The 22,059-nt window shown below is 69.3% G+C and carries 18 protein-coding genes and 1 pseudogene; 8 read left to right on the forward strand and 11 right to left on the reverse strand.

Features of this window, described 5'->3' with window-relative positions; genetic code table 11:
- Positions 1-37: 37 nt before the first annotated feature.
- The 5 genes and pseudogenes from ACZ50Z_RS08170 to ACZ50Z_RS08190 form a co-directional block, all read left to right on the forward strand.
- Positions 38-409, forward strand: a pseudogene (locus ACZ50Z_RS08170) (ATP-binding cassette domain-containing protein); the annotation flags it as partial.
- A 417-nt stretch (positions 410-826) separates the two neighbouring features.
- The gene (locus tag ACZ50Z_RS08175; protein ID WP_464486137.1) at positions 827-1,072 is read left to right on the forward strand and encodes a TOBE domain-containing protein; all 246 of its coding nucleotides are present in this window, start codon (positions 827-829) and stop codon (positions 1,070-1,072) included.
- A gap of 141 nt (positions 1,073-1,213) precedes the next feature.
- Complete coding sequence (locus tag ACZ50Z_RS08180; protein WP_464483091.1) at positions 1,214-2,281, forward strand: alanine and proline-rich secreted protein Apa; 1,068 nt, start codon at positions 1,214-1,216, stop codon at positions 2,279-2,281.
- Positions 2,282-2,428: 147 nt separating this feature from the next.
- Positions 2,429-2,728, forward strand: coding sequence for a GlsB/YeaQ/YmgE family stress response membrane protein (locus ACZ50Z_RS08185; RefSeq protein ID WP_064938848.1), 300 nt, complete (start codon positions 2,429-2,431; stop codon positions 2,726-2,728).
- Positions 2,729-2,775: 47 nt separating this feature from the next.
- Positions 2,776-3,804, forward strand: a complete 1,029-nt coding sequence (locus ACZ50Z_RS08190) for a zinc-binding alcohol dehydrogenase family protein (RefSeq protein WP_464483092.1) — start codon at positions 2,776-2,778, stop codon at positions 3,802-3,804.
- Positions 3,805-3,810: 6 nt separating this feature from the next.
- Here the strand turns inward: ACZ50Z_RS08190 and ACZ50Z_RS08195 are convergent, their stop codons facing one another.
- The 4 genes from ACZ50Z_RS08195 to ACZ50Z_RS08210 form a co-directional block, all read right to left on the reverse strand.
- Positions 3,811-4,572 (reverse strand): lysostaphin resistance A-like protein, encoded by a 762-nt coding sequence (locus ACZ50Z_RS08195; protein WP_464483093.1) that lies wholly within the window; start codon positions 4,570-4,572, stop codon positions 3,811-3,813.
- A 163-nt stretch (positions 4,573-4,735) separates the two neighbouring features.
- Positions 4,736-7,117, reverse strand: coding sequence for a phosphoketolase family protein (locus ACZ50Z_RS08200; RefSeq protein ID WP_464483094.1), 2,382 nt, complete (start codon positions 7,115-7,117; stop codon positions 4,736-4,738).
- Between the two features lie 30 nt (positions 7,118-7,147).
- Positions 7,148-8,008 (reverse strand): SDR family oxidoreductase, encoded by an 861-nt coding sequence (locus ACZ50Z_RS08205; protein WP_464483095.1) that lies wholly within the window; start codon positions 8,006-8,008, stop codon positions 7,148-7,150.
- A 102-nt stretch (positions 8,009-8,110) separates the two neighbouring features.
- A complete protein-coding gene (locus ACZ50Z_RS08210; protein WP_464483096.1) occupies positions 8,111-9,034 on the reverse strand; it encodes an undecaprenyl-diphosphate phosphatase in 924 nt (307 codons plus the stop codon).
- A 193-nt stretch (positions 9,035-9,227) separates the two neighbouring features.
- On the opposite strand from ACZ50Z_RS08210, the gene ACZ50Z_RS08215 reads away from it, so the two are divergent.
- The 3 genes from ACZ50Z_RS08215 (at position 9,228) to ACZ50Z_RS08225 (ending at position 15,485) form a co-directional block, all read left to right on the forward strand.
- Positions 9,228-11,633 carry a CaiB/BaiF CoA-transferase family protein gene (locus ACZ50Z_RS08215; protein ID WP_464483097.1) on the forward strand — a complete coding sequence of 802 codons (2,406 nt, stop codon included), beginning with the start codon at positions 9,228-9,230 and terminating at the stop codon, positions 11,631-11,633.
- A 94-nt stretch (positions 11,634-11,727) separates the two neighbouring features.
- On the forward strand, positions 11,728-13,212 hold the full coding sequence (locus tag ACZ50Z_RS08220) for an acetyl-CoA acetyltransferase (protein WP_464483098.1): 1,485 nt from the start codon (positions 11,728-11,730) through the stop codon (positions 13,210-13,212).
- Positions 13,213-13,325: 113 nt separating this feature from the next.
- A complete protein-coding gene (locus tag ACZ50Z_RS08225) occupies positions 13,326-15,485 on the forward strand; it encodes a Rossmann-fold NAD(P)-binding domain-containing protein (RefSeq protein ID WP_464483099.1) in 2,160 nt (719 codons plus the stop codon).
- Here the strand turns inward: ACZ50Z_RS08225 and ACZ50Z_RS08230 are convergent.
- The 7 genes from ACZ50Z_RS08230 to lon form a co-directional block, all read right to left on the reverse strand.
- Complete coding sequence (locus ACZ50Z_RS08230; RefSeq protein ID WP_464483100.1) at positions 15,459-16,691, reverse strand: NAD(P)/FAD-dependent oxidoreductase; 1,233 nt, start codon at positions 16,689-16,691, stop codon at positions 15,459-15,461. The two genes, ACZ50Z_RS08225 and ACZ50Z_RS08230, sit on opposite strands and share 27 nt — an antisense overlap.
- A 45-nt stretch (positions 16,692-16,736) precedes the next feature.
- Positions 16,737-17,462 carry a DUF72 domain-containing protein gene (locus ACZ50Z_RS08235; protein ID WP_464483101.1) on the reverse strand — a complete coding sequence of 242 codons (726 nt, stop codon included), beginning with the start codon at positions 17,460-17,462 and terminating at the stop codon, positions 16,737-16,739.
- Between the two features lie 7 nt (positions 17,463-17,469).
- A complete protein-coding gene (locus ACZ50Z_RS08240; protein ID WP_464483102.1) occupies positions 17,470-18,096 on the reverse strand; it encodes an HhH-GDP family DNA glycosylase in 627 nt (208 codons plus the stop codon).
- Between the two features lie 43 nt (positions 18,097-18,139).
- Positions 18,140-18,472, reverse strand: coding sequence for a TfoX/Sxy family protein (locus ACZ50Z_RS08245; protein WP_464483103.1), 333 nt, complete (start codon positions 18,470-18,472; stop codon positions 18,140-18,142).
- A gap of 39 nt (positions 18,473-18,511) precedes the next feature.
- Positions 18,512-18,901, reverse strand: a complete 390-nt coding sequence (locus ACZ50Z_RS08250) for a nitroreductase family deazaflavin-dependent oxidoreductase (protein ID WP_464483104.1) — start codon at positions 18,899-18,901, stop codon at positions 18,512-18,514.
- Between the two features lie 66 nt (positions 18,902-18,967).
- Positions 18,968-19,177: a hypothetical protein gene (locus ACZ50Z_RS08255; protein WP_464483105.1), complete on the reverse strand. Its 210-nt coding sequence runs from the start codon at positions 19,175-19,177 to the stop codon at positions 18,968-18,970.
- 470 nt (positions 19,178-19,647) lie between these two features.
- Positions 19,648-21,969: an endopeptidase La gene (lon, locus tag ACZ50Z_RS08260; RefSeq protein WP_464483106.1), complete on the reverse strand. Its 2,322-nt coding sequence runs from the start codon at positions 21,967-21,969 to the stop codon at positions 19,648-19,650.
- Positions 21,970-22,059 lie beyond the last annotated feature (90 nt).

Below are 22,059 nucleotides of genomic sequence, written 5' to 3' on the forward strand. Positions count from 1 at the left end.
CGACCGCCAGGTGGATGTGGAGTTCTCCGTTGCCGCGGGGGAGGTGCTCGCGGTGCTCGGCCCCAACGGCGCGGGCAAATCGACTGTCCTGCATGTCATCGCGGGTCTCCTTCGACCCGACCACGGAACGGTGCGGCTTGGCGAGCGGGTCTTGACCGACACCGCGACCGGGATCGACATCCCGACGCACGACCGCCGGGTGGGGCTGTTGCTGCAGGACGCACTGCTGTTCCCGCACATGAGTGTTGCCGCCAACGTCGCCTTCGGACCGCACAGCCGTCGCGCGCGGCTGCGGCCGGCCCGTGCGGCGCAGAAAGCGACGGCGGCGCGCTGGTTGCGCGAGGTGGACGCCGAGCGCTTCGCCGACCGAAAACCGCGACAGCTCTCGGGCGGACAGGCTCAGCGGGTCGCGATCGCGCGAGCGCTGGCAGCCGAACCCGACGTGCTGCTGCTCGATGAACCCCTGGCCGGGCTCGACGTCGCCGCGGCCGCAGCGATCCGGGCGGTGCTGCGCAAGGTCGTCAGCCGCAGCGGCTGCTCCGCGATCCTGGTCACCCACGACCTCCTGGACGTGTTCACGTTGGCCGATCGCGTGCTGGTCCTCGAGTCCGGCAAGGTCGCCGAAATCGGCCCGGTGCCCGACGTGCTCACCGCGCCCCGCAGTCATTTCGCGGCCCGCATCACCGGTGTCAATCTGGTCAATGGAACGGTCGACCCCGACGGCGCGCTGGTCGCGCACTCCGGGGACCGCTGGTACGCGGCCCCACGAGAGCAAGGTGCGCTGGTCCCAGCCGGGCGGCACGCGATCGCGGTCTTCCCGCCCACGGTGGTCGCCGTCTATCGCGACCGGCCGCACGGCAGCCCCCGCAACGCCGTTGAGGTCGCCGTGGCCGAGATGGACGTCCGCGGCTCGGCGGTGTTGGTGCGCGGCGCTCAGCAACCCGATGGGGCGCCCGGCCTGGCCGCGGAGATCACCGCGGACGCCGCCGCGGAGTTGCGGTTGACGCCGGGGGACCGGGTGTGGTTCTCCGTGAAAGCCCATGAGGTGACGCTGTATCCGGCCGCGCACTGAGCATCGGTCGCGCAAAGTCCGGTAGCACTCGATGTCCCGGCGGCGCTCGGCAGGTTGCACATTGGCAACATCGACACAACTGCGCTGCAATAGTCCGCAAAGCTCCTTGCGTCACAGCGGTAACACGGTAGGTTCGTCGCCATGGAGCAGGTGGAACCGACCTCGACACGCCGCAAAGGACTGTGGACGACGCTGGCGATCACCACGGTGAGCGGGGCCAGCGCGCTCGCCATCGCGTTGCCGGCGACCTCGAACGCCGATCCCGAAGTCCCGACCCCCGTCCCGCCGAGCACGGCCACGGCCCCGCCCGCGGCGCCAGGGGCACCGGCCGCACCTGGTGCGCCCGCCGCGCCGGCGCCGAATGGGCAACCGGCACCGGGTGATCCCAACGCGGTCGCGCCGCCGCCCGCCCCCAACGGGGCACCGCCGCCGCCCGTCGACCCCAACGCACCCCCGCCGCCGCCCGTCGATCCGAACGCGCCGCCGCCACCGCCGGTGGACCCGAACGCCGGACGGATCAACAACGCCGTCGGTGGATTCAGCTACGTCCTGCCCGCAGGCTGGGTGGAGTCGGACGCTTCCCACCTGGACTACGGCTCGGCACTGCTGAGCAAGGTGACCGGTCCGCCGCCGATGCCCGACCAACCGCCGCAGGTGGCCAACGACACCCGCATCGTGATGGGCCGCCTCGACCAAAAGCTTTACGCCAGTGCGGAAGCCGACAACGCCAAGGCCGCGGTGCGGCTGGGTTCCGACATGGGTGAGTTCTTCATGCCCTATCCCGGCACGCGCATCAACCAGGAGAGCACCCCGCTCGCCGGCGCCAACGGAAGCACCGGCAGTGGGTCGTTCTACGAAGTCAAATTCAGTGACGCCTCCAAGCCGAACGGGCAGATCTGGACGGGCGTGATCGGCTCGGCCAATGGCGGGAATGCGCAACGCTGGTTCGTGGTGTGGCTCGGAACCTCCAACGACCCGGTGGACCGGGGCGCGGCCAAGGCGCTCACGGAGTCGATCCAGGCTTGGACGCCGCCGGCTGCTCCGCCTGCGCCTCCGGGAGCCCCCGCGCCCGCGGTCCCCGGGGCGCCCGCAGCACCGGTGGCGCCAGGAGCGCCAGCACCGGCTCCCGCGCCGGTTCCGGGCCAGGCACCAGCCGTGGAGGTCGGCCCGAGCCCCGCGCCGGCACCGCAGCAAACTCGCTCAGCCTGACCGTCACGGCCTGATCGCAGGCGCGACGGAAAACCGGTTGGTCAACCGTCTCCGATTCGGCACTCGTTTCGTGACCCAAACTGGGTATACCGAAGTGACGGCCCAGCAAAGCGCTGGGCTTTGCCAGCGATTGCAAGGAGACCCGCGATGGACATCATGGCAGCTACGGAATTCCTCGCTCGATCAAGCACACTCACCAGCGTCGGCTGGATTGGCTACATCATCATCGGTGGTATCGCCGGTGCGATCGCCAGCAAGATCATCCGCGGTAGCGGAGCCGGCATCCTGATGGACATTGTGATCGGCATTGTGGGCGCACTGGTCGGCGGCTTCATCCTGAGCTTCTTCGTCGACACCGCGAGTGGCGGCTACTTCTTCACCTTCTTCACCGCGCTGCTCGGCTCGTTGATCCTGCTCTGGATCGTCGGCATGGTGCGCAGGACGTAGTCTGCCGAACCCGTTGCGGCCGTGGTGGTTAGCGGCATGATGGAGCGATGGCATCACCGGTGACCACCACGGCAATGCGCGCCTGGCGCGTGCGTCGACCAGGGCCGATGGATACCGGCCCGCTCGAGCAGGTCACCACCGAGGTGCCGCGACCGGGCCCGTCCGAACTGCTGGTGGCCGTGCGCGCGTGCGGGGTGTGCCGCACCGATCTGCATGTCACCGAAGGCGACCTTCCCGTCCACCGCGACCGGGTCACCCCCGGACATGAGGTGGTCGGAGAGGTCGTCGAACTCGGCCCCGAGGCCGGCGACGAGTTTCGGGTGGGGGACCGGGTGGGCATCGCCTGGCTGCGCCACACCTGCGGCCTGTGCAAATACTGCCGACGTGGCGACGAGAATCTCTGCCCGCAGTCCCGCTACACCGGCTGGGACGCCGACGGCGGCTACGCCGAATTCGCCACCGTCCCGGCCGCTTTCGCTCACCCCCTGCCCGATGGCTACAGCGACAGCGAACTCGCCCCGTTGTTGTGTGCGGGCATCATCGGCTACCGCTCGCTCCTTCGCGCCGAGCTACCGCCCGGCGGGCGCCTGGGTCTCTACGGTTTCGGCGGCAGCGCGCACATCACCGCGCAGGTCGCCGTGGCGCAGGGCGCCGAGGTGCACGTGATGACCCGCGGCTCCCGGGCGCGCGAACTGGCATTGGACCTCGGCGCCGCATCCGCACAGGGCGCGGCGGATCCGCCACCGGCGCCGCTGGACGCCGCGATCCTCTTCGCCCCGGTCGGTGATCTGGTGCTGCCCGCGCTTCAGGCGCTGGATCGCGGTGGCACGCTGGCGATCGCGGGCATCCATCTGTCGGATATCCCCGCGCTGAACTACCAGCGCCACCTGTTTCAGGAGCGCCAGGTCCGGTCGGTCACCTCAAACACCCGGGCCGACGCGCGGGCCTTCCTCGACTTCGCGGGTCAACACCACCTCGAAGTGACGACGCCGGAATACCCTCTCGGGCAAGCCGATCGGGCCCTGGGGGACCTGAGCGCCGGGCGCATCGCGGGCGCAGCGGTACTGCTCGTGTGACCGGCGTCAGGTGGTCAGGTGCCACACGAACGCGGCGGCGAGCGCACCGAGCCCATTCAGTGACCAGTGCAACGCGATCGGCGCGATCAGACTGCCGCTGCGCCGGCGAAGCCAGCTGAAGACGAACCCCGCGGCCCCCGTCGCCAACACGGCGCCGGCCACCCCCGCCAGCATCCCCACGATCCCGCCACCGAACAGCCGGGTGAAACCCACGTTGCTGCTGGTCAGTCCGAACGACGTCGCCACATGCCACAGCCCGAACAGCAGCGACCCCGCCAACGCCACGCCACGGAAACCCCATGCCCGATTGAGCGCGCCGTGCAGGACGCCGCGAAACGCCAACTCCTCGGGGATGACGGTCTGCAGCGGGATGATGACCATCGAGGCAACCATCGCGCCCGAGATGGTGGCGTAACGGTTGTTCAGGAACATCGGCCGGGTCGCCGGCAGCAGCACGCCGACCGCGATCACCGACGCCACAACGGCCACGGCCGCCAGCGCATAACCCAGCCCCGGCTTCCAGTGCTCGCGGCCGAGGCCGAGGTCCGCCCAGCCCAAACCGCGGCACCGCATCAAGATGACCAGGCCCACGGCGGCGGCCGGGACCGTGGCGACGCTGGCCCACGGCGTGGTGAAATGCGCGATCAGGTCCGTCAGTACGAGCACCACGACGACGACGGCAATGTCCAGATGAATCCGGAACCGGTGCAGCGCCGAAAGCTGGGACACCAGCGGGTGAACGTCGGCTGTCCCGGTGGCCTCAAGCATCCGGCCAGTCTACCGGCGGGACCGCGCCCGACCGGCCAAGGCAATTGCCGTCACGCGAAGCTCACTCGCTCGCCTCCCAGTCAGATGGGTCGCCTCGCTCGCATCCCTCACTACGCTCGTTCTGCTCGCTCGCCTCCCAGTTAGAAGGGTCGCCTCGCTCGCATCACTCACTACGCTCGTTCTGCTCGCTCGCCTCCCAGGTCCACCCCGAAATTTTCGGGTCGTCCTCCCCGTGCTCGCGGGTGTACATCCGCGCGGCCAGGCGGGCGTCGACCATGCGCTGCCGCAGCATGGCGGCGCGACTGGCCAGGCCGTCGACCCGGTCGATGACATCCATCACCAGATGGAAGCGATCCAGGTCGTTGAGCATCACCATGTCGAAGGGCGTCGTCGTGGTGCCGCGCTCCTTGAAACCGCGCACGTGCATGTGCGCGTGGTTGGTGCGGCTGTAGGTGAGCCGGTGGATCAGCCACGGATAGCCGTGGTAGGCGAAGATGACGGGCCGGTCCGGGGTGAACAGCGCGTCGAACTCGCGGTCCGGCAAGCCATGTGGGTGCTCGGTATCGGGCTGCAACCGCATCAGGTCGACGACGTTGACCACCCGGACGGCCAGCTCCGGCAGGTCGACGCGCAGGATGTCGGCGGCGGCCAGGGTCTCCAGCGTCGGGATGTCCCCGGCGCACGCGAGCACCACGTCGGGTTCGTCGGTGGCCGTGCTCGCCCACTCCCAGATGCCCACGCCGCGGGTGCAGTGCGCGATGGCCTCGTTCATGTCGAGATAGGCCAGCGCGGGCTGCTTGCCGGCGACGATGACGTTGATGTAGTCACGGCTGCGCAGGCAGTGATCGGCCACCGACAGCAGCGTGTTGCCGTCCGGCGGGAGGTAGACCCGGGTCAGCTCGGGTCGCTTGTTGGCGACGAGGTCGATGAAGCCGGGGTCCTGGTGGGACGCGCCGTTGTGGTCCTGGCGCCACACGTGGGAGCTCAGCAGGTAGTTCAGCGAAGCGATCGGCCGCCGCCACGGCAATTCCCGGCTGGTCGCAAGCCATTTCGCGTGCTGGTTCATCATCGAGTCGACGATGTGTACGAACGCTTCGTAGCAGTTGAACAGGCCGTGCCGCCCGGTCAGCAAGTAGCCTTCCAGCCAGCCCTGGCACAGGTGCTCGGACAGCACCTCCATCACGCGGCCGTCGGGCGCCAGGTGCTCGTCGTCGGGCTCGACCTCCGAGAGCCACACCTTGTCGGTCGCACCGTAAACGGCGTCGAGCCGATTGGAGGCCGTCTCGTCGGGCCCCATGAGCCGGAACCGATCCTTGTTGCGGGCGATGACGTCGCGCAGGAAGGTGCCCAGCACCCGGGTCGCCTCGTGGGTGACGGCGGCCGGCCGCTCGACCGGGATGGCGTAGTCGCGGAAGTCGGGCAGGTCGAGGTCGTGCAGCAACAGCCCGCCGTTGGCGTGGGGGTTGGCGCTCATCCGCCGATCCCCGGCGGGTGCCAGTGCCCGCAGCTCCGGGCGCAGCCGGCCGGTTTCGTCGAAAAGCTCCTCGGGCCGATAGCTGCGCAGCCACTCTTCGAGCTGGGCACGGTGCTCGGGATTGTCGCGGGTCTGGGCCAGCGGCACCTGGTGCGAGCGCCAGGTGCCCTCAACCTTCTTGCCGTCCACCATCTTTGGCCCGGTCCAGCCCTTGGGGGTGCGCAGCACGATCATCGGCCAAACCGGGCGCCCGACCTCGTTGCCGCCGCGCGCCGCGCTCTGGATGGCCGCGATGTCGTCGAAGGCCTCGTCGAGGGCGGCGGCCAGCTGTCGGTGCACGGCGGCCGGGTCGTCACCGGCAACGGTGATCGGCCGGTACCCGTAGCCGCGCAGCAGCGATTCGAGCTCCGCGTGCGGGAGGCGGGCCAGCACCGTCGGGTTGGCGATCTTGTAGCCGTTGAGCGCCAGGATGGGCAGCACGGCGCCGTCGGTCACGGGGTTGAGGAACTTGTTGGAGTGCCAGCTGGCGGCCAGCGGCCCGGTTTCGGCCTCGCCGTCACCGACGACGCAGGCCACCACCAGATACGGGTTGTCCAGGGCGGCGCCGTAGGCGTGCACCAGCGCGTAGCCGAGCTCGCCGCCTTCGTGGATGGATCCCGGCGTCTGGGCCGCGACGTGGCTGGGGATGCCGCCGGGAAAGGAGAACTGCCGGAACAGCTTGCGCAGGCCCTCGCTGTCCTCTTCGATCCCGGTGTAGACCTCGCTGTAGGTGCCCTCGAGGTAGGCGTTGGCGACCAGCCCGGGCCCGCCGTGCCCCGGCCCGGTGACGTAGATGACGTCGGCGTCGCGGCTCCGGATGACGCGATTCAGGTGCGCGTAGACGAGGTTGAGCCCGGGGGTGGTGCCCCAGTGCCCCAGCAACCGCGGTTTGACGTGATCGATGGTCAGCGGCTCGGCGAGCAGCGGGTTGTCCAGCAGGTAGATCTGCCCGACCGACAAATAATTGGCGGCGCGCCAGTACTTGTCGATCAGGTCGAGTTCGTCGTCGGAGAGCGCGGTTGCGGCGGTCATCTCACCGATTGTTCCCACCGATCCCTTCCGCTATTCCTCCCCGCGGGCGCGGGCTTCGTACGCCTGGCGCTTTTCGACGTCGACGTCGTCGGTGAAGACGTGGTCGCCGCCGAGCATCCGATTGAGGCCCTCGGCGACTCGTCGCGGCCAGAATTTCTGGGACACCACCATCGCGCCCGCGGCTTTGGTGACCCGCACCCGTGGCTTGGGGTGGGCCACCAGCCTGACGATCGCGTCGGCGATCTCGGCGGGTTCGGCGTTGCGGAACCCCTTCATTCCCGGCGTCCCGGCGACCAGTTCGGTGTTGACGAACGTCGGCAGCACCGCGGAGAACTTCACCCCGGACGAGCGGTACTCCAGCCGTGCCGAGTCGGTGAACGCGAGCACCGCGTGCTTGCTGGCGCAGTAGGTCGCCAGGCCGACGATGTAGAGCTCACCGGCCAGGGAGGCGACGTTGATGACGTGGCCGGCGCCGCGGGGCGCCATGCGCTGGGCCGCCAGCTTGCTGCCCAGCATCACGCCGTAGACGTTGATGTCCAGAATCCGCCGCGTGACCGCGTCCGGCTCGTCGACGATGCGGCCGACGGGCATGATGCCGGCGTTGTTGATCAGCACGTCGATGGGGCCGAGCTGGCGTTCGACCTCGTCGAGGAAGTCGGAGAACGAGTGCGGATCGGTGACGTCGAGCTTCCCGTAGACGTCGAGGCCCAGGTCCGCGCCCGACTCCTTCACCCGCACCTCGTCGACGTCACCGATGGCGACCGTGGCGCCCAGGTTGTGCAGCGCGGTCGCGGTGGCCAGCCCGATCCCGCGGGCTCCACCGGTGATGACTACCACCTTGTCGCGAACTTTTCCGCGGACCTTGAGGGCGAGGGAACCCGTGTCTGCCATATTCGGTGCCTTCCAGATTCTTGACGGGTGTCAACTAGACAATCCGGTAAGCACAGCACTCGAAGTCCGGCCGCGCAACAGCCGGTCGGACCGCGGGTGGCCTCAGCGCACGGCGAGCCACACCAGGCTGGCTCCGCCGGCCAGGGCGCAGTAGATCGCGAACGGGGTCAGCGTCCGGGTCTGGAAGTACCGGGTGAGGAAGCGCACGGCGAGGTAGGCGCAGACGAACGAGGCGATGCTGCCGGCGAGCACCTGGCCGCCGACGCCGGCGCCCAGCGGCCCGAAGAGTTCGGGGATCTTGTACACGCCGGCGGCCAGGATGATCGGGGTCGCGAGCAGGAAGGAGAAGCGCGCGGCGTCCTCGTGCGACAGACCACGCCACAGGCCGGCGACGATGGTGATACCCGACCGGCTGATGCCGGGGAACAGGGCCAGGATCTGCGCGGCACCGATCACCAGGCCGCGCGGCAGCGGAAGTTGGGCGAGCCGCTGATCCGAGGCTTCGTCGCCGTGTTCGAGGTCGGCGTCGGCCGGGGCGGCCTGCCCCGGGGCGGGAGCGGGCGCGATGCGGCGGCGCAGCACCTCGCCCACGTAAAGGGCGATGCCGTTGAGCAACAAGAACGTCGCCGCCGGCACGGGTTTGCCGAGCGTGGTGCGGAACATATGCTCGAGCGCCAGGCCGGCCAGGCCCACCGGGATGGTGCCCACCACGATCAGCCAGGCCAGGCGCTCGTCGGCCGTCTGAATGCGGCGATGCCGCAGCGACGTGAAGAACCCGGACAGGATGCGCACCCAGTCGCGCCAGAAGAAGAGCAGCAGGGCGGCGGCGGTCGCCACGTGCAGGCCCACGATGAAGGCCAGGTAGGGCGAGTGGGGGGCCGAGACGCTGAGGTCCTGAGCCCACCGCCCGCCGACGAGCGCCGGCACCAACACCGCGTGTCCCAGGCTCGAGACCGGGAACAGCTCGGTGACGCCCTGGAACGCGCCGACCACCACGGCCTCGACGTAGCTCAGGTGCGCGGTCATAGCAGATGCCTCCATCAGACGACGGGTCGCGGTCGGCCTGTGACGATAGCCCACGCGAGTCCGCGAGTCATCGTCCGGGCCGGACCCGGGGGGCGCGCCGAATCCGCTTGCCCACCCGGCATTTTGGCCGCCTTCACACCCCGTCCGGCGGGTGAGCGCCCGCCGTGCAGCGCCCTGACCAGGCAGGTACGGTGTGCAGATGGTCGACGGGTTGCTCGATGCCGTGCGCGTCCTCGACTTGTCGGGTGGGGTCGCCGATGCGGTGACCCGCCTGTTCGCCGATCTGGGCGCCGACGTCCTGAAGGTGGAACCGCCGGGCGGCTGCCTGGCGCGCGACGCGCTGCCGACGCTGCGCGGCGCCAGCATCGCGTTCGCCGTGCACAACGCCAACAAGCGCAGCGCCGTGCTCGACCCGTTCGACGACGAGGACTGCGCCCGCTTCCTTGAGTTGGCCGCGGACGCCGACATCGTCGTGGACACCGGCGCCGACGAGCGCGGGGCCATGTTCGGGACGTCCGGCGAGGAGCTGGCCGGCCGCTACCCGCACCTGGTGGTGCTCTCGATCACCGACTTCGGCGCGACGGGCCCGCGGTCCTCGTGGCGCGCCACCGATCCCGTGCTCTACGCGATGTGCGGAGCGCTGTCGCGGTCCGGCCCCACCACGGGTACCCCGGTGTTGCCGCCGGACGGCATCGCTTCGGCCACCGCGGCCGTGCAGGCGGCCTGGGCCGCGCTCGCGGCGTACTACAACCGATTACGTTGCGGCACAGGCGATTACATCGACTTCTCGTGGTTCGATGCCGTCGTCATGGCCCTCGACCCGGCATTCGGCGCGCACGGGCAGGCCGCCGCCGGCATCCGGCGCACCGGGCGGTGGCGGGGTCGCCCGAAGAACCAGGATGCCTACCCGATCTATCCGTGCCGGGACGGCTACGTCCGGCTGTGCGTGATGGCGCCGCGGCAATGGCGCGGCCTTCGGCGCTGGCTGGGGGAGCCGGCAGACTTCCAAGATCCCGAATACGACGTGATCGGCGCGCGGTTCGCGGTCTGGCCGCAGATCAGCGAGCTGCTGGAGAATCTGTTCGCCGGGCAGACCATGAAGGACCTGGTGGCCGCCGGACAGGCGCACGGGGTGCCGATCGCGGCGGTGCTGACGCCGGCGCGGATCCTGGGTTCCGAACACTTCCAGGCGGTCGGCGCGATCACCGACGCCGAGCTCGTCCCCGGCGTGCGCACCGGCGTGCCGACCGGGTATTTCGTGGTCGACGGCCACCGCGCGGGTTTCCGCACGCCGGTGCCCGCCGCCGGGCACGACGAACCGTACTGGCGAGGCAATCCGTCGGTGGTGCCGTCGGCCTCGGGCCGACTCGGCAACTATCCCTTTGCGGGACTGCGGATTTTGGATCTGGGCATCATCGTCGCCGGCGGCGAACTGAGCCGGCTGTTCGGCGACCTGGGCGCCGAGGTGATCAAGATCGAAAGCGCCGATTACCCCGACGGATTGCGGCAGGCCCGCGCCGGCGAGGCCATGAGCGAGTCCTTCGCCTGGACACACCGCAACCACCGGGCGCTGGGGCTGGACCTGCGCAGCGCGGAGGGCAAGAAAATCTTCGGCCGGCTGGTCGCCGAAGCCGACGCGGTCTTCGCCAACTTCAAGCCGGGAACCCTTGCCGCGCTGGGCTTTTCCTACGACGAGCTCCGCGCCGTCAACCCGCGGATCGTGCTGGCCGAAAGCAGCGCCTTCGGCGACGCGGGGCCGTGGAGCGCGCGGTTGGGGTACGGCCCACTGGTGCGCGCCACCACCGGCGTCACCGCGCTCTGGACATCCGAGCGCCCGGCGGACGAGTCCGACTCGGCGCGGCACGCGTTCTACGACGCGACGACGGTGTTCCCCGACCACGTGGTGGGCCGCGTCACCGCGATCGCCGCACTGGCCGCGCTGATCCACCGCGACCGGGCCGGCAGGGGAGCCCACGTCCACATCTCGCAGGCCGAAGTCGTGGTCAATCAGCTCGACACGCTCTACGTCACGCAGGCCGCGCTGGCGGCGGGCGTCGCCCAGATCCGCGAGGACACCGGCCTGCACGCCGTCTATCCGTGCGCGGGCGACGACGAATGGTGCGTCGTCTCGATCCGCTCGGACGACGAATGGCGGCGCGCCGCTTCGGTTTTCGATCACCCCGAATGGTCGGACGACCCACGGTTCACCGCCGGCCAAGCGCGGCTGGACAATCGGGGCGAGTTGGTGGAACTGGTCTCGGCCTGGACCCGCACCCGCACCCCGCTGCGGGCCGCCGAGCTGCTGCAGTCGGCGGGAGTTCCGGCCGGGCCGATGAACCGTCCGCCCGACATACTCGAGGACCCACAGCTGATCGCGCGAAACGTGTACAGCGCCATGACCCATCCGCTGATCGAGAACCCGCTGCCTGCCGAGACGGGACCGGCGCCCTACCGCCACATTCCGTCGGCCCGGCAGGCCCCGGCGCCTCAGCCCGGGCAGGACACCGTCGAGGTCTGCCGAAACGTGCTGGGAATGAACGCCGCCGACGTCCAGCGGTTGATCGACGACCGCGTGCTCTTCGGCCCGGTCGACAACTGACGCCCGCCGCCGTTCGCCCGAATGTGCGGCCGGCCGCACCCTCGCGCCCGACTGTGCGGCGAGCCGCATGTTCGGGGTCCGATAAATTCGTCCTATGACCGTCGACCCCAGGACCCCGGTTTTGATCGGCTATGGCCAGGTCAACCATCGCGACGACATCGATCCGTCAAAGCGGTCCGTCGAGCCCGTCGACCTGATGGTGGCCGCCGTCGAGCGGGCCGCCGACCCCGCGGTGATCGAAGCGATCGATTCGATCCGGGTGGTCAACATCCTGTCGGCCCAATATCGGGATCCCGGTCTGTTGCTCGGCCAGCGCATCGGCGCCTCCGACTTCACCACGCTGTACAGCCCGGTCGGCGGCAACGTGCCGCAATCGCTGCTCAACCAGGCCTGCCTGGACATCCAGCGGGGCCGCGCGGGCGTCGTGCTGCTCGCCGGCGCCGAAACGTGGCGCACCCGGCGCGGGCTGCGGGCCCAGGGCGGCAAGCTGGTGTGGACCGAACAGGACCGCTCCGTCCCGATGGCCGAGGTGAGCGGCGACGACGTCCCGATGGCCGGCGACGCCGAAATCAGGATCTCTCTCGATCGCCCGGCCTACGTCTACCCCCTGTTCGAGCAGGCGCTACGGGTGGCGAACGGCGAGTCGATCGACGATCACCTCAAGCGCATCGGGGAGCTGTGGGCGCGGTTCAACGAGGTGGCCGTGGACAACCCGCACGCGTGGATCCGCAAGCCGTCGACCGCCGACGACATCCGCCACGCGGGCCCGCAGAACCGGATGATCAGCTGGCCCTACACCAAGTTGATGAACTCCAACAACATGGTCGACCAGGGCGCTGCGCTCGTTGTGACCTCGGTGGAGCAGGCGAGGAGGCTGAAGATCCCGGCGCAGCGGTGGGTATACCCGCACTCGGGCACCGACGCGCACGACACACCGTCCATCGCCGAGCGTCACGAACTGCACCGGTCCACGGCCATCCGGATCGCCGGTGCGCGGGCGCTCGAGCTGGCCGGCCTCGGCGTCGACGATCTCGATTACGTCGACCTGTACTCGTGCTTTCCCTCCGCGGTGCAGGTGGCGGCCGCCGAACTCGGGCTCAGCGCCGACGACCCCGCCCGGCCGCTGACCGTGACCGGCGGGCTGACGTTCGCCGGTGGTCCGTGGAGCAACTACGTGATGCACTCGATCGCCACGATGGCGGAGTTGCTGGTGGCCAATCCGGGCCGGCGCGGTCTGATCACCGCGAACGGCGGTTACCTGACCAAACACAGCTTCGGCGTCTACAGCACCGAACCGCCGGCCGAATTTCGTTGGGAGGACACGCAACCGGCCGTCGATCGGGAGCCCACGACCGAGGCGGTGGTCGAATGGGAAGGCATCGGCACCGTCGAGGCGTGGACCACGCCGTATGACCGCGAGGGACAGCCGGAGAAGGCCTTTCTGGCGGTCCGCACGCCCGAAGGGTCGCGTGCGCTGGCCGTGGTCACCGATGCCGCCGCGGCGCGAGCCTCGGTGCGTGAAGATCTCGGTGGCGCCAAGGTTGCCGTCGCCGCGGACGGCAGCGCGACGCTGCAGTAGCCCCGTCGCGGGCACGACGCCGGGTCCGTGCGCCCATCGTGGGGTAACGGTCGCGTAGCCCATGCCGACGTGCCTATTGTTGAGTTCCTGAGGGTTGGGGGAGGTGAGCCCAGGTGCACATCCTGGTAACCGACGCCACCGGCGCACTCGGGCGCCTGGTCGCTGGGCAGCTCATCGCTGCCGGGCACACGGTCAGCGGCATTGCTGAGCTCCCGCATCCCTGCCTCGACCGCAACGTCGAATTTGTTTGCGGATCGCTGCGCGACCGCGTCTTGCGCGAGCTCGCCGACGCGGCCGACGCGGTCATCCACCTGGCCCCCATCGATCCCACCGCGCCCGGCAGCGCCGGCATGGACGGGCTTGCCCTGGTCACCGATGCGGCCGCCCGCGCCGGCTCCCGCCTGTTGTTCGTGTCGCAGGCCGCGGGGCGACCCGAACTGTATCGGCCGGCCGAGGACCTGGTGTCTTCGAGCTGGGGGCCCACCGCGGTCATCCGGATCGCACCGCCGGTCGGACGCCAACTCGACTGGATGGTGTGCCGTACCGTGGCCACGCTGTTGCGCAGCAAGGTCTCCGCGCGACCCATGCGGGTGCTGCATCTCGACGACCTGATGCGTTTTCTGGTGCTGTCGCTGAACACCGACCGCACCGGCGTGGTGGACCTCGCCAGCCCGGACACCGTCAACATGGTCACCGCCTGGCGGGTGTTGCGGGCCGCTGACCCGCGCTCCCGGCTGCATCGGGTCCGCAGTTGGGCGCAGCTGACGCCGGAGTTCGAAGTCGCTGCGGCACAAGAGGACTGGATGTTCTCATACGGCTGGCACGCGCTCGACGCGGTCGCCGATACCGCGCGGGGGCTCGTCGGCCGCCGGCTAGACACCGCCGGCGCGATCAACCAGGGGGGACAGCTCGCGTTGCCCGTCGAGGTGCTGCCGCCCGCCCGGCGACCGGCCGACGACGACGTGCACACCGCCGCGCCGGAAGGTATGGAAGGCGAATTCGACGATCAGATCGATTCGCGGTTCCCGGTTTTCAGTGCCGCCGCATTGGCCGAGGCGCTGCCCGGACCGCTCACCCCGATCACGCTGGACGTCCAATTGAGCGGACTGCGTGCCGCGAGCCGCGTGCTGGGGCAGGTGCTCGCGCTCGGCGGCGTGGCCGACGCCGAATGGGGCAGCAGGGCGATCGCGGTGTTCGGCCACCGCCCCTACGTCGGTGTGTCGGTCAACATGGTGGCGGCCAGCCAGCTGCCCGGCTGGGATCAGGACGCGCTCGTCCGCGATACCCTCACCGGTCAGCCCCAGGTCGGTGATCCTCTACCGTTCGGCGAGCCGGCCTGGACGGCGGGGGCGCTCGGCTCGGTCGCCAGGGCGCTCGCCGCGGGACGCTCGGTTGCGCTGTTGCGTCACCTGCGGGCGGACACCCGCGCCTATTGCGCCGCCGCGGGCGCCGAGCACCTCGAAGCCGGCCAACTGGCGTTGCTGCCGGAAGCCGCTCTGGAAGTGCGGCTCCGGCTGTTGCGCGATCGCATCCACCAGGGCTGGATCCTCAACGCGCTCTGGTTGATCGACAGCGGTGTCACCGCGGCGGCGCTGGTCCGCAGCCAGGCGGGTCGCAGTGTGCCAGGGATGGGCATGATCACCGACAGCGGACTCGTCGCGGCGGAGACCGCGCAGTTGGCGTCGGTGCTGCGCGCGGACCCGCCGTTGCGCGCGCTGGCCGCCGAGGGCAATCTCGCGAGCATTCGCGCGCTGTCGCCGAAGACCGCCGCCACCGTGGATGCCGTCGTCGATCGAATCGGGCACCGCGGCCCGGGCGAGGCCGAGCTGGCCAGCAAGACCTTCGCCGACGACCCGACGATGTTGTTAACTGCGGCCGCGGCCGCCCCGCCCCCCGAGCCCGCGCCGGCCACGCTGTCCGAGCGGCTCAGCGCCAACGCGCGCGGTTCGCGGGAGCTGGCCCACGACACCACGATGCGGTTCACGCACGAGTTGCGGATGACGTTGCGCGCGTTGGGATCTCTGCGCGTCGAGGCGGACATGATCGACGCCGTCGACGACATGTACTACCTGACGTGCAACGAACTGGTCACCATGCCGGGTGATGCGCGCCTGCGGATCAAACGTCGCCGCACCGAACGCGAACGCCTGCAGGCGCAGCACCCGCCGGAGGTCATCGACGGGGCCTGGGCGCCCACTGCGCACAGCGCCGACGGCTCGGGACCCGAGCCCGATGCCGAGGCGGGCTCAGCCGAGCAGCTCGCCCAGGGCTAAGCGCGGGTCGGCGAGATTGTCGGGGTCGACGGAAGCCTTGGACCGGATCAGCGCTTTGACGTCGTCGAGCACGTCCCAGATATTGACGTTCATTCCGGCCAGCACCCGGTTGTCGCCGTCGAGCCAGAACGCGACGAACTCCCGGCCGGCGACGTCGCCGCGGAACACCACCCGCTCGAAGTCGGGCGCGTGGCCGACGTACTCCATCCCGAGGTCGTATTGATCGGTGAAGAAATAGGGCAGCTCGGCGTATTCGCCTGGCGTGCCCAGCATTCCGGCCACGGCCACGGCGGGCTGCTTGAGCGCGTTGGCCCAGTGCTCCGTGCGGATCCGGGTACCGAACAGCGGGTGATCGGCGGCGGCGATGTCTCCGACCGCATAGATGTCGGGATCGCTGGTGCGCAACGACGCGTCGACCAGCACCCCGCCCTCACCCAGCGACAGTCCGGCCTGCTCGGCGAGTTCGATGTTGGGCTTGGCGCCGACGGCCACCAGCACGGCGTCGGCGTCGATCGTCTCGCCGTCCCGCATCCGCAGGCCGGTCGCCGAACCGTCGGCCCGGGTGATCTCCTCGACCTGCGTCTCGAGTCGAAGATCCACCCCGTGCTCACGATGCAGGGTGGCGAACACCTCGCCGACGGTCTCACCCAACGCGGCCATCAGCGGTTGTTTGGCGGCCTCCACCACGGTGACGTTCACACCGCGCTGACGTGCGCTCGCGGCGACTTCCAGCCCGATCCACCCGGCGCCCACCACCGCGAGCGACGCCCCTTGGGTGAGAACGGCATTCAGCGCGGCGGCGTCTTCATAGGTGCGCAGGTAATGCACGCCGCCGGAGTCCGATCCCGGTATCGGGGGGCGCCGCGCGGCCGATCCGGTCGCCAGCAGCAGCCTGTCGTAGGAGACGGTGGTGCCGTCGGGCAGTCCCACGGTGTGGGCGGCGGCGTCCAGCGAGGCCACCCGCGTGTCGAGCCGGAGGTCGACGTGGTTGTCCCGGTACCAGTCGGAATTCTGCACCGTGAAATCGGTCAGCGACTTTTTGCCGGCCAGATATTCCTTCGACAGCGGCGGTCGCTCGTAGGGCAGATGCTCCTCGTCGGCGAACACAATGATGTGTCCATCAAAATTGTTGTCGCGCAACGCCTCTACGGCTTTGGCTGCCGCGAGTCCGCCGCCGACGATGACGAAGCTGGTCGAATTGGCCATGGACGGTGCTCCGTTCTGTGCAATCTTGAGCCTACTCGTGGGCGCTCAACGCAACAGCTCGCGTAGGTCGAGCGCGTTGCGGACGGCGTGGCCGCCCAGGTCGTTGTTGAAATACATCCACACGTCTTTACCTTCACCGTCCCAGCGGGCCAGCAGCTCGGCCCAGCGTCGCAGGTCGTCGTCGGTGTAGGAGCCGGCGTAGTTCGCCTCGGGATCCGGCCCGTGCATCCGGATGTACACCAGGTCGGCGGTCGCGCGGGGAATGCACTGCAGCCCGAGTCCACTCATCACCACATACGCGGCGCGGCGGCGCTCCAATATCTCGAAGACCGCGGGGTCGTTCCATGACGGGTGCCGCAGCTCGACCGCGACGCGTATCGACGCGGGCATGCACTCGAGGAACGAATCCAGGCGCTCGTCGTCGCGCTGCTGGTCGGGGTGCAGTTGCACCAACAGCACCCCGTGGCGATCACCCAGCAGCTGCCAACTGCGTTCGAACCGTTCGATCCACGGCTCGGGGGAGGCCAGCCTGCGATAGTGCGTCAAGCCGCGATGCGCCTTGACCGACATCGTGAAGCCGTCCGGTAGTTGATCGCGCCAACCCTCGAACGTCGAATCCTTGGGCCACCGGTAGAAACTCGCGTTCAGTTCGACGGTGTCGAACACCTCGACGTAGCGGGCGAGCCGGCGCGCTGACGGCGTTCCCGGTGGATACAGCACATTGATCCAGTGGTTGTAGGACCACCCCGAGGTTCCGATTCGTATGGCCACCGCGCGCTCAGCCGGTCACCTGCTGACGCACATCGTCGTCCAGCGACGCCCTGACCAGCGCGGCGGCCAGCCGCGCGTTGGCCCGCGGCGCAAGAGTTCCCAGCTTCTTCGGATCGGCGGGCAGACCCAACCGCTTGGCGGTCCCGGTGGCCCGGTCATCGAAGTACGGCCGCACCCAGGTCCACACGTCCTGCACTTCACGAAGGTAGATGTCGGCGCCCGTGTCGCCAATTCCCTTGAACTTCTTGAGCATCCGTTTCGCCGCGGCCACGTCATGTCCGCTGCGATCGGCCAATTCGCGCATATCGCCGGAGTAGTCGTCGCGGAGCCGTTCGGCCATGTCGGTGAGCCGGGTCGCCGAGCTCTCGTCGTAGCGTACGTAATGCGCGCGTCCGAAGGCGTCGATCATGGTTCGTCGATCCGAGGCCAGCACGGCTTTGGGCGTCCGCAAGCCCGCCTCGAAGAGTTCACGCGCGGCTCCCGTGGCGATGGCCGCATCGATCGGTTTGCTGGCCAGCATGCACAGCACCAGAAGCTGAAACAGCGGCATCGGCTTGTCGCTCATCGTGATGCGCGCCTGCGCCGCATACGTCGTGCCGGCCACATCGAGCAGTCGTCGCACCCGCTTGTCCATACCGCGGGGCGTACCCGGACGCCGCTGGGGCAAACCGCAGGTGCTATTTGGGCGGCAGGTTGCGCGCGTGGTCGACCCCGCGGGTGACCCAACTCTGAAGCTGGCGTTTGGTGTGCACCCCGGCGGCCTCGACGCGCAGCCAGCCTCGGGTTTCCCGCCCGGCCATCACCATGGGGCTGACGTGCGCGCGCCCGATGAGTTTGTCGGTGTCCTCGCGCGGCACCCGCACCAACAGTCCGCCCTGGCCGCTCACGGCGACCGACATGTTGCCGTGGACCAGGAACGCCAGGCCGCCGAACATGCGCTTTTCCTCGATGCCCGGCTCGGACCCGAGGAGTTCGCGGATCCGGTTGGCCAGGTCTTCGTCGTAGGCCATGCGCAGACCTTAAGGCCGACCGCCGACGTACACGCGGTGTCAGTCCAGATCCACCCGGATGGTCAACAGGTCGCTGCCCATCAGGCGCACCACCGCGCTGTTGAGCTTGGGCAGATTGCCGAGGCGCTGCAATGGGTCGTCGTCGGGCATGAGGTGGGCGGTTCCGGTTGCCCACCGGCCGCCCAGTCGCACCCGCACGGCGGGGTCGGCCTTGATGTTTCGGACGTAATCGGAACGTTCGCCGTGTTCGGAGACCATCCAGAACTGGTTGTCCACGACGCGCCCGCCCACCGCGGTGCGGCGGGGCTGTCCCGACTTTCGGCCGATGGTCTCGAGCATTGTCACCGGCAGCTGTCGGCCCACGGGGTTCACCACCATCCGTTGAACTCGATGGACCACTTGCCGTTTCAGATCCCGGATGTCAGTCATGTGTAGCAATTCTGCCCCACGAGAACAGCCGCCGCAGGTGAGCGGCGGCTGTCCCCTCGTGCGGGTTTAAGTCGCGTATGCGACGAACTGACCGCCGGGCAGGAAGACGCCCCACTGGTTTACGGCCGGGTTAAAGACGACTGGAAAGTCGCCCGGCTGACCCGGCGGCATCCAGCGGGCCGGAAGCCCGTAGCCGATCGGGTCGTTGTACTGGCCCGGTGGCGGGAATCCGTTCTGCCCGGGCGGAAGCGGCGTGCCGGGGGCATTGCAGTTCACCCCAGGTCCCCCGTTACAAATCGGCATGCCCTGTCCCGGCAGCGGTCCCGGTACATTCTGGCCCGGAACAGGCCCCGGCCCCGGCACATTCGGGCCAGGCACGGGCCCCGGGCCGGGCACGTTCGGGCCGTTCGGATCGGCTTGCGCCATGCCGGCACCAATCCCGAGCGCACCGGACGTCAGAGCACCTGCAACTACGGCGCTAGCAGCGATTTTGTTCAACCTCATGATGAACTCCTTGTCGAGCCGATCGGCTGCCATCCGGCGGCCTCACAGCAGTGATTTGTTGTTCGTCATCCGCGCCGTTTTGACGTCGGATAGAGGTCATCCCCCCTCGGCCGGTCTTCCCTCTGCGCTAACGCGTACCCGTCCCCGGGGTTGGCCAAAACTTCTGGCCATCCCCGGGGCAGCGCGTCAGGAATGACCCCGACAGGGATTCAGCGGGACTCGCGGTCAGGCACCCCACCGCATCAGGCGGCCAGCGTGTCGGCCCCGGCCGCCGGTGCCAACGCCTGGGCCACGATCTCGGCGACGTCGGTCATGGGCCGGACGTCCAGCGCCTCGAGCACCTCGGCGGGCACGTCATCGAGATCTGGCTCGTTGCGTGACGGAATGAAAACCGTTGACAGACCTGCGCGTTGGGCGGCCAGCAGTTTCTGCTTCACACCCCCGATGGGCAGCACCCGGCCGTTCAGCGTGACCTCGCCGGTCATGCCGACATCGGAGCGGACCTGGCGCCCGGTGGCCATGGAGACCAGGGCGGTCACCATGGTGACACCGGCCGACGGGCCGTCCTTGGGCACCGCGCCCGCGGGCACGTGCACGTGGATGCGCCGGTCCAGCGCCTGGGGGTCGACCCCGAGTTCCGCGGCATGCGAGCGCACGTAGGACAGCGCGATCTGCGCCGACTCCTTCATGACGTCGCCCAGTTGCCCGGTCAGCTGAAGACCCGGGTCACCCTCGGTGGACCCCGCCTCGATGTAGAGGACATCCCCGCCCAGGCCGGTGACGGCCAGCCCGGTGGCCACGCCCGGCACCGCGGTGCGTTCGGCGGACTCCGGCGTAAACCGCGGGCGGCCAAGGTAACCCACGAGATCGGGTTCGTCGATGCTCAGCGGTTCAGTACTGGCGGCCAGCTTGGTGGTCGCCTTGCGCAGCGCCCTGGCCAGCAGCCGCTCGAACTGTCGCACACCGGGCTCGCGGGTGTAGTCGGCGGCGATCTTGCGCAACGCCGCGTCGGTCACCGCGACCTCGTCCTCGGTCAGCGCCGCGCGCTCCCGCTGCCGCGGCAGCAGGTAGTCCCGCGCAATAGCGACCTTGTCGTCCTCGGTGTAGCCGTCGATGGCCACCAACTCCATGCGGTCCAGCAGGGCCGACGGGATGTTCTCGATCACGTTGGCGGTGGCCAAAAACACCACATCGGACAGGTCCAGATCCAGATCCAGGTAGTGGTCGCGGAAGGTGTGGTTCTGCGCGGGGTCGAGCACCTCGAGCAGCGCCGCACTCGGGTCGCCGCGATAATCGGAACCGACCTTGTCGATTTCATCCAGCAGCACAACGGGATTCATCGATCCCGCCTCACCGATCGCGCGCACGATCCGGCCCGGCAGCGCGCCCACGTAGGTACGACGGTGCCCGCGGATCTCGGCCTCGTCGCGCACACCGCCCAGGGCGACACGCACGAACTTACGGCCCAGCGCGCGGGCCACGCTTTCACCCAGCGACGTCTTGCCCACGCCGGGCGGACCGGCCAGCACCATCACCGCACCCGAGCCGCGGCCGCCGACCACCTGCAGCCCGCGCTGGGCGCGGCGCGCCCGCACGGCCAGGTACTCGACGATGCGGTCCTTGACGTCCTCGAGCCCGTGGTGATCGGCGTCCAGGACTTCCCGCGCCGCTTGGAGGTCGGTCGAGTCTTCTGTCCTGACGTTCCACGGCAGGTCGAGCACGGTGTCCAGCCAGGTGCGAATCCAGCCGCTCTCGGGGCTCTGGTCGCTCGAGCGTTCCAGCTTGCCCACCTCGCGCAGCGCGGCTTCACGCACCTTTTCGGGCAGGTCGGCCTCCTCGACGCGGGTGCGGTAATCGTCGGAACCGTCGGGCTCACCCTCGCCCAGTTCCTTGCGGATGGCAGCCAGCTGCTGGCGCAACAGGAATTCCTTCTGCGTCTTCTCCATGCCCTCGCGCACGTCTTCGGCGATCTTGTCGCTGACTTCGACCTCGGCGAGGTGCTCGCTGGTCCAGTCGATCAGCACCCGGAGCCGCTCGGCGACATCGACGGTCTCCAACAGCTGCCGCTTCTGCGCGTTGGTCAGGTAGGACGCGTACCCCGAGGTGTCGGCCAGCGCCGACGGATCGGACAGCCGGTTGACGTAATCGATGATCTCCCAGGCCTCGCGGCGTTGCAGCATGGCCAGCAGCAGTTTCTTGTACTCGGCCGTCAGCGCCTTGACCTCGTCGGTCGCCTCGAGCTCGGGGACCTCGGTCACCTCGACCCACAGCGCCGCTCCCGGACCCGACGCACCCGCCCCGATGTGGGCCCTGCGCTCGCCGCGCACGACCGCGGCGGTACCGCCACCGGCGATGCGCCCGACCTGCAGGATCTTCGCGATCACGCCATGCGATGGGTAGCGGTCCTCGAGCCGGGGGGCGATCAGCAGCTGTCCCGACTCGCTGGCCTGGGCGGCGTCGATCGCCGTGCGGGCGGCGTCGTCCAGCGCGATCGGCACCACCATTCCCGGCAGCACGATGGTGTCAGTGACAAACAGCACCGGCACCGACTTTGCTTCAGCCATCAAATCCTCCAAAAGTTGAGTCTGATGCGCTTAACCCAGCCGGAAGCCGGTTTGTTCCCGAGGCGCCCGGTGATCACGTCGGCGTGACGC

The sequence above is a fragment of the Mycobacterium sp. NTMscope_MAC_269 genome (assembly GCF_976985695.1).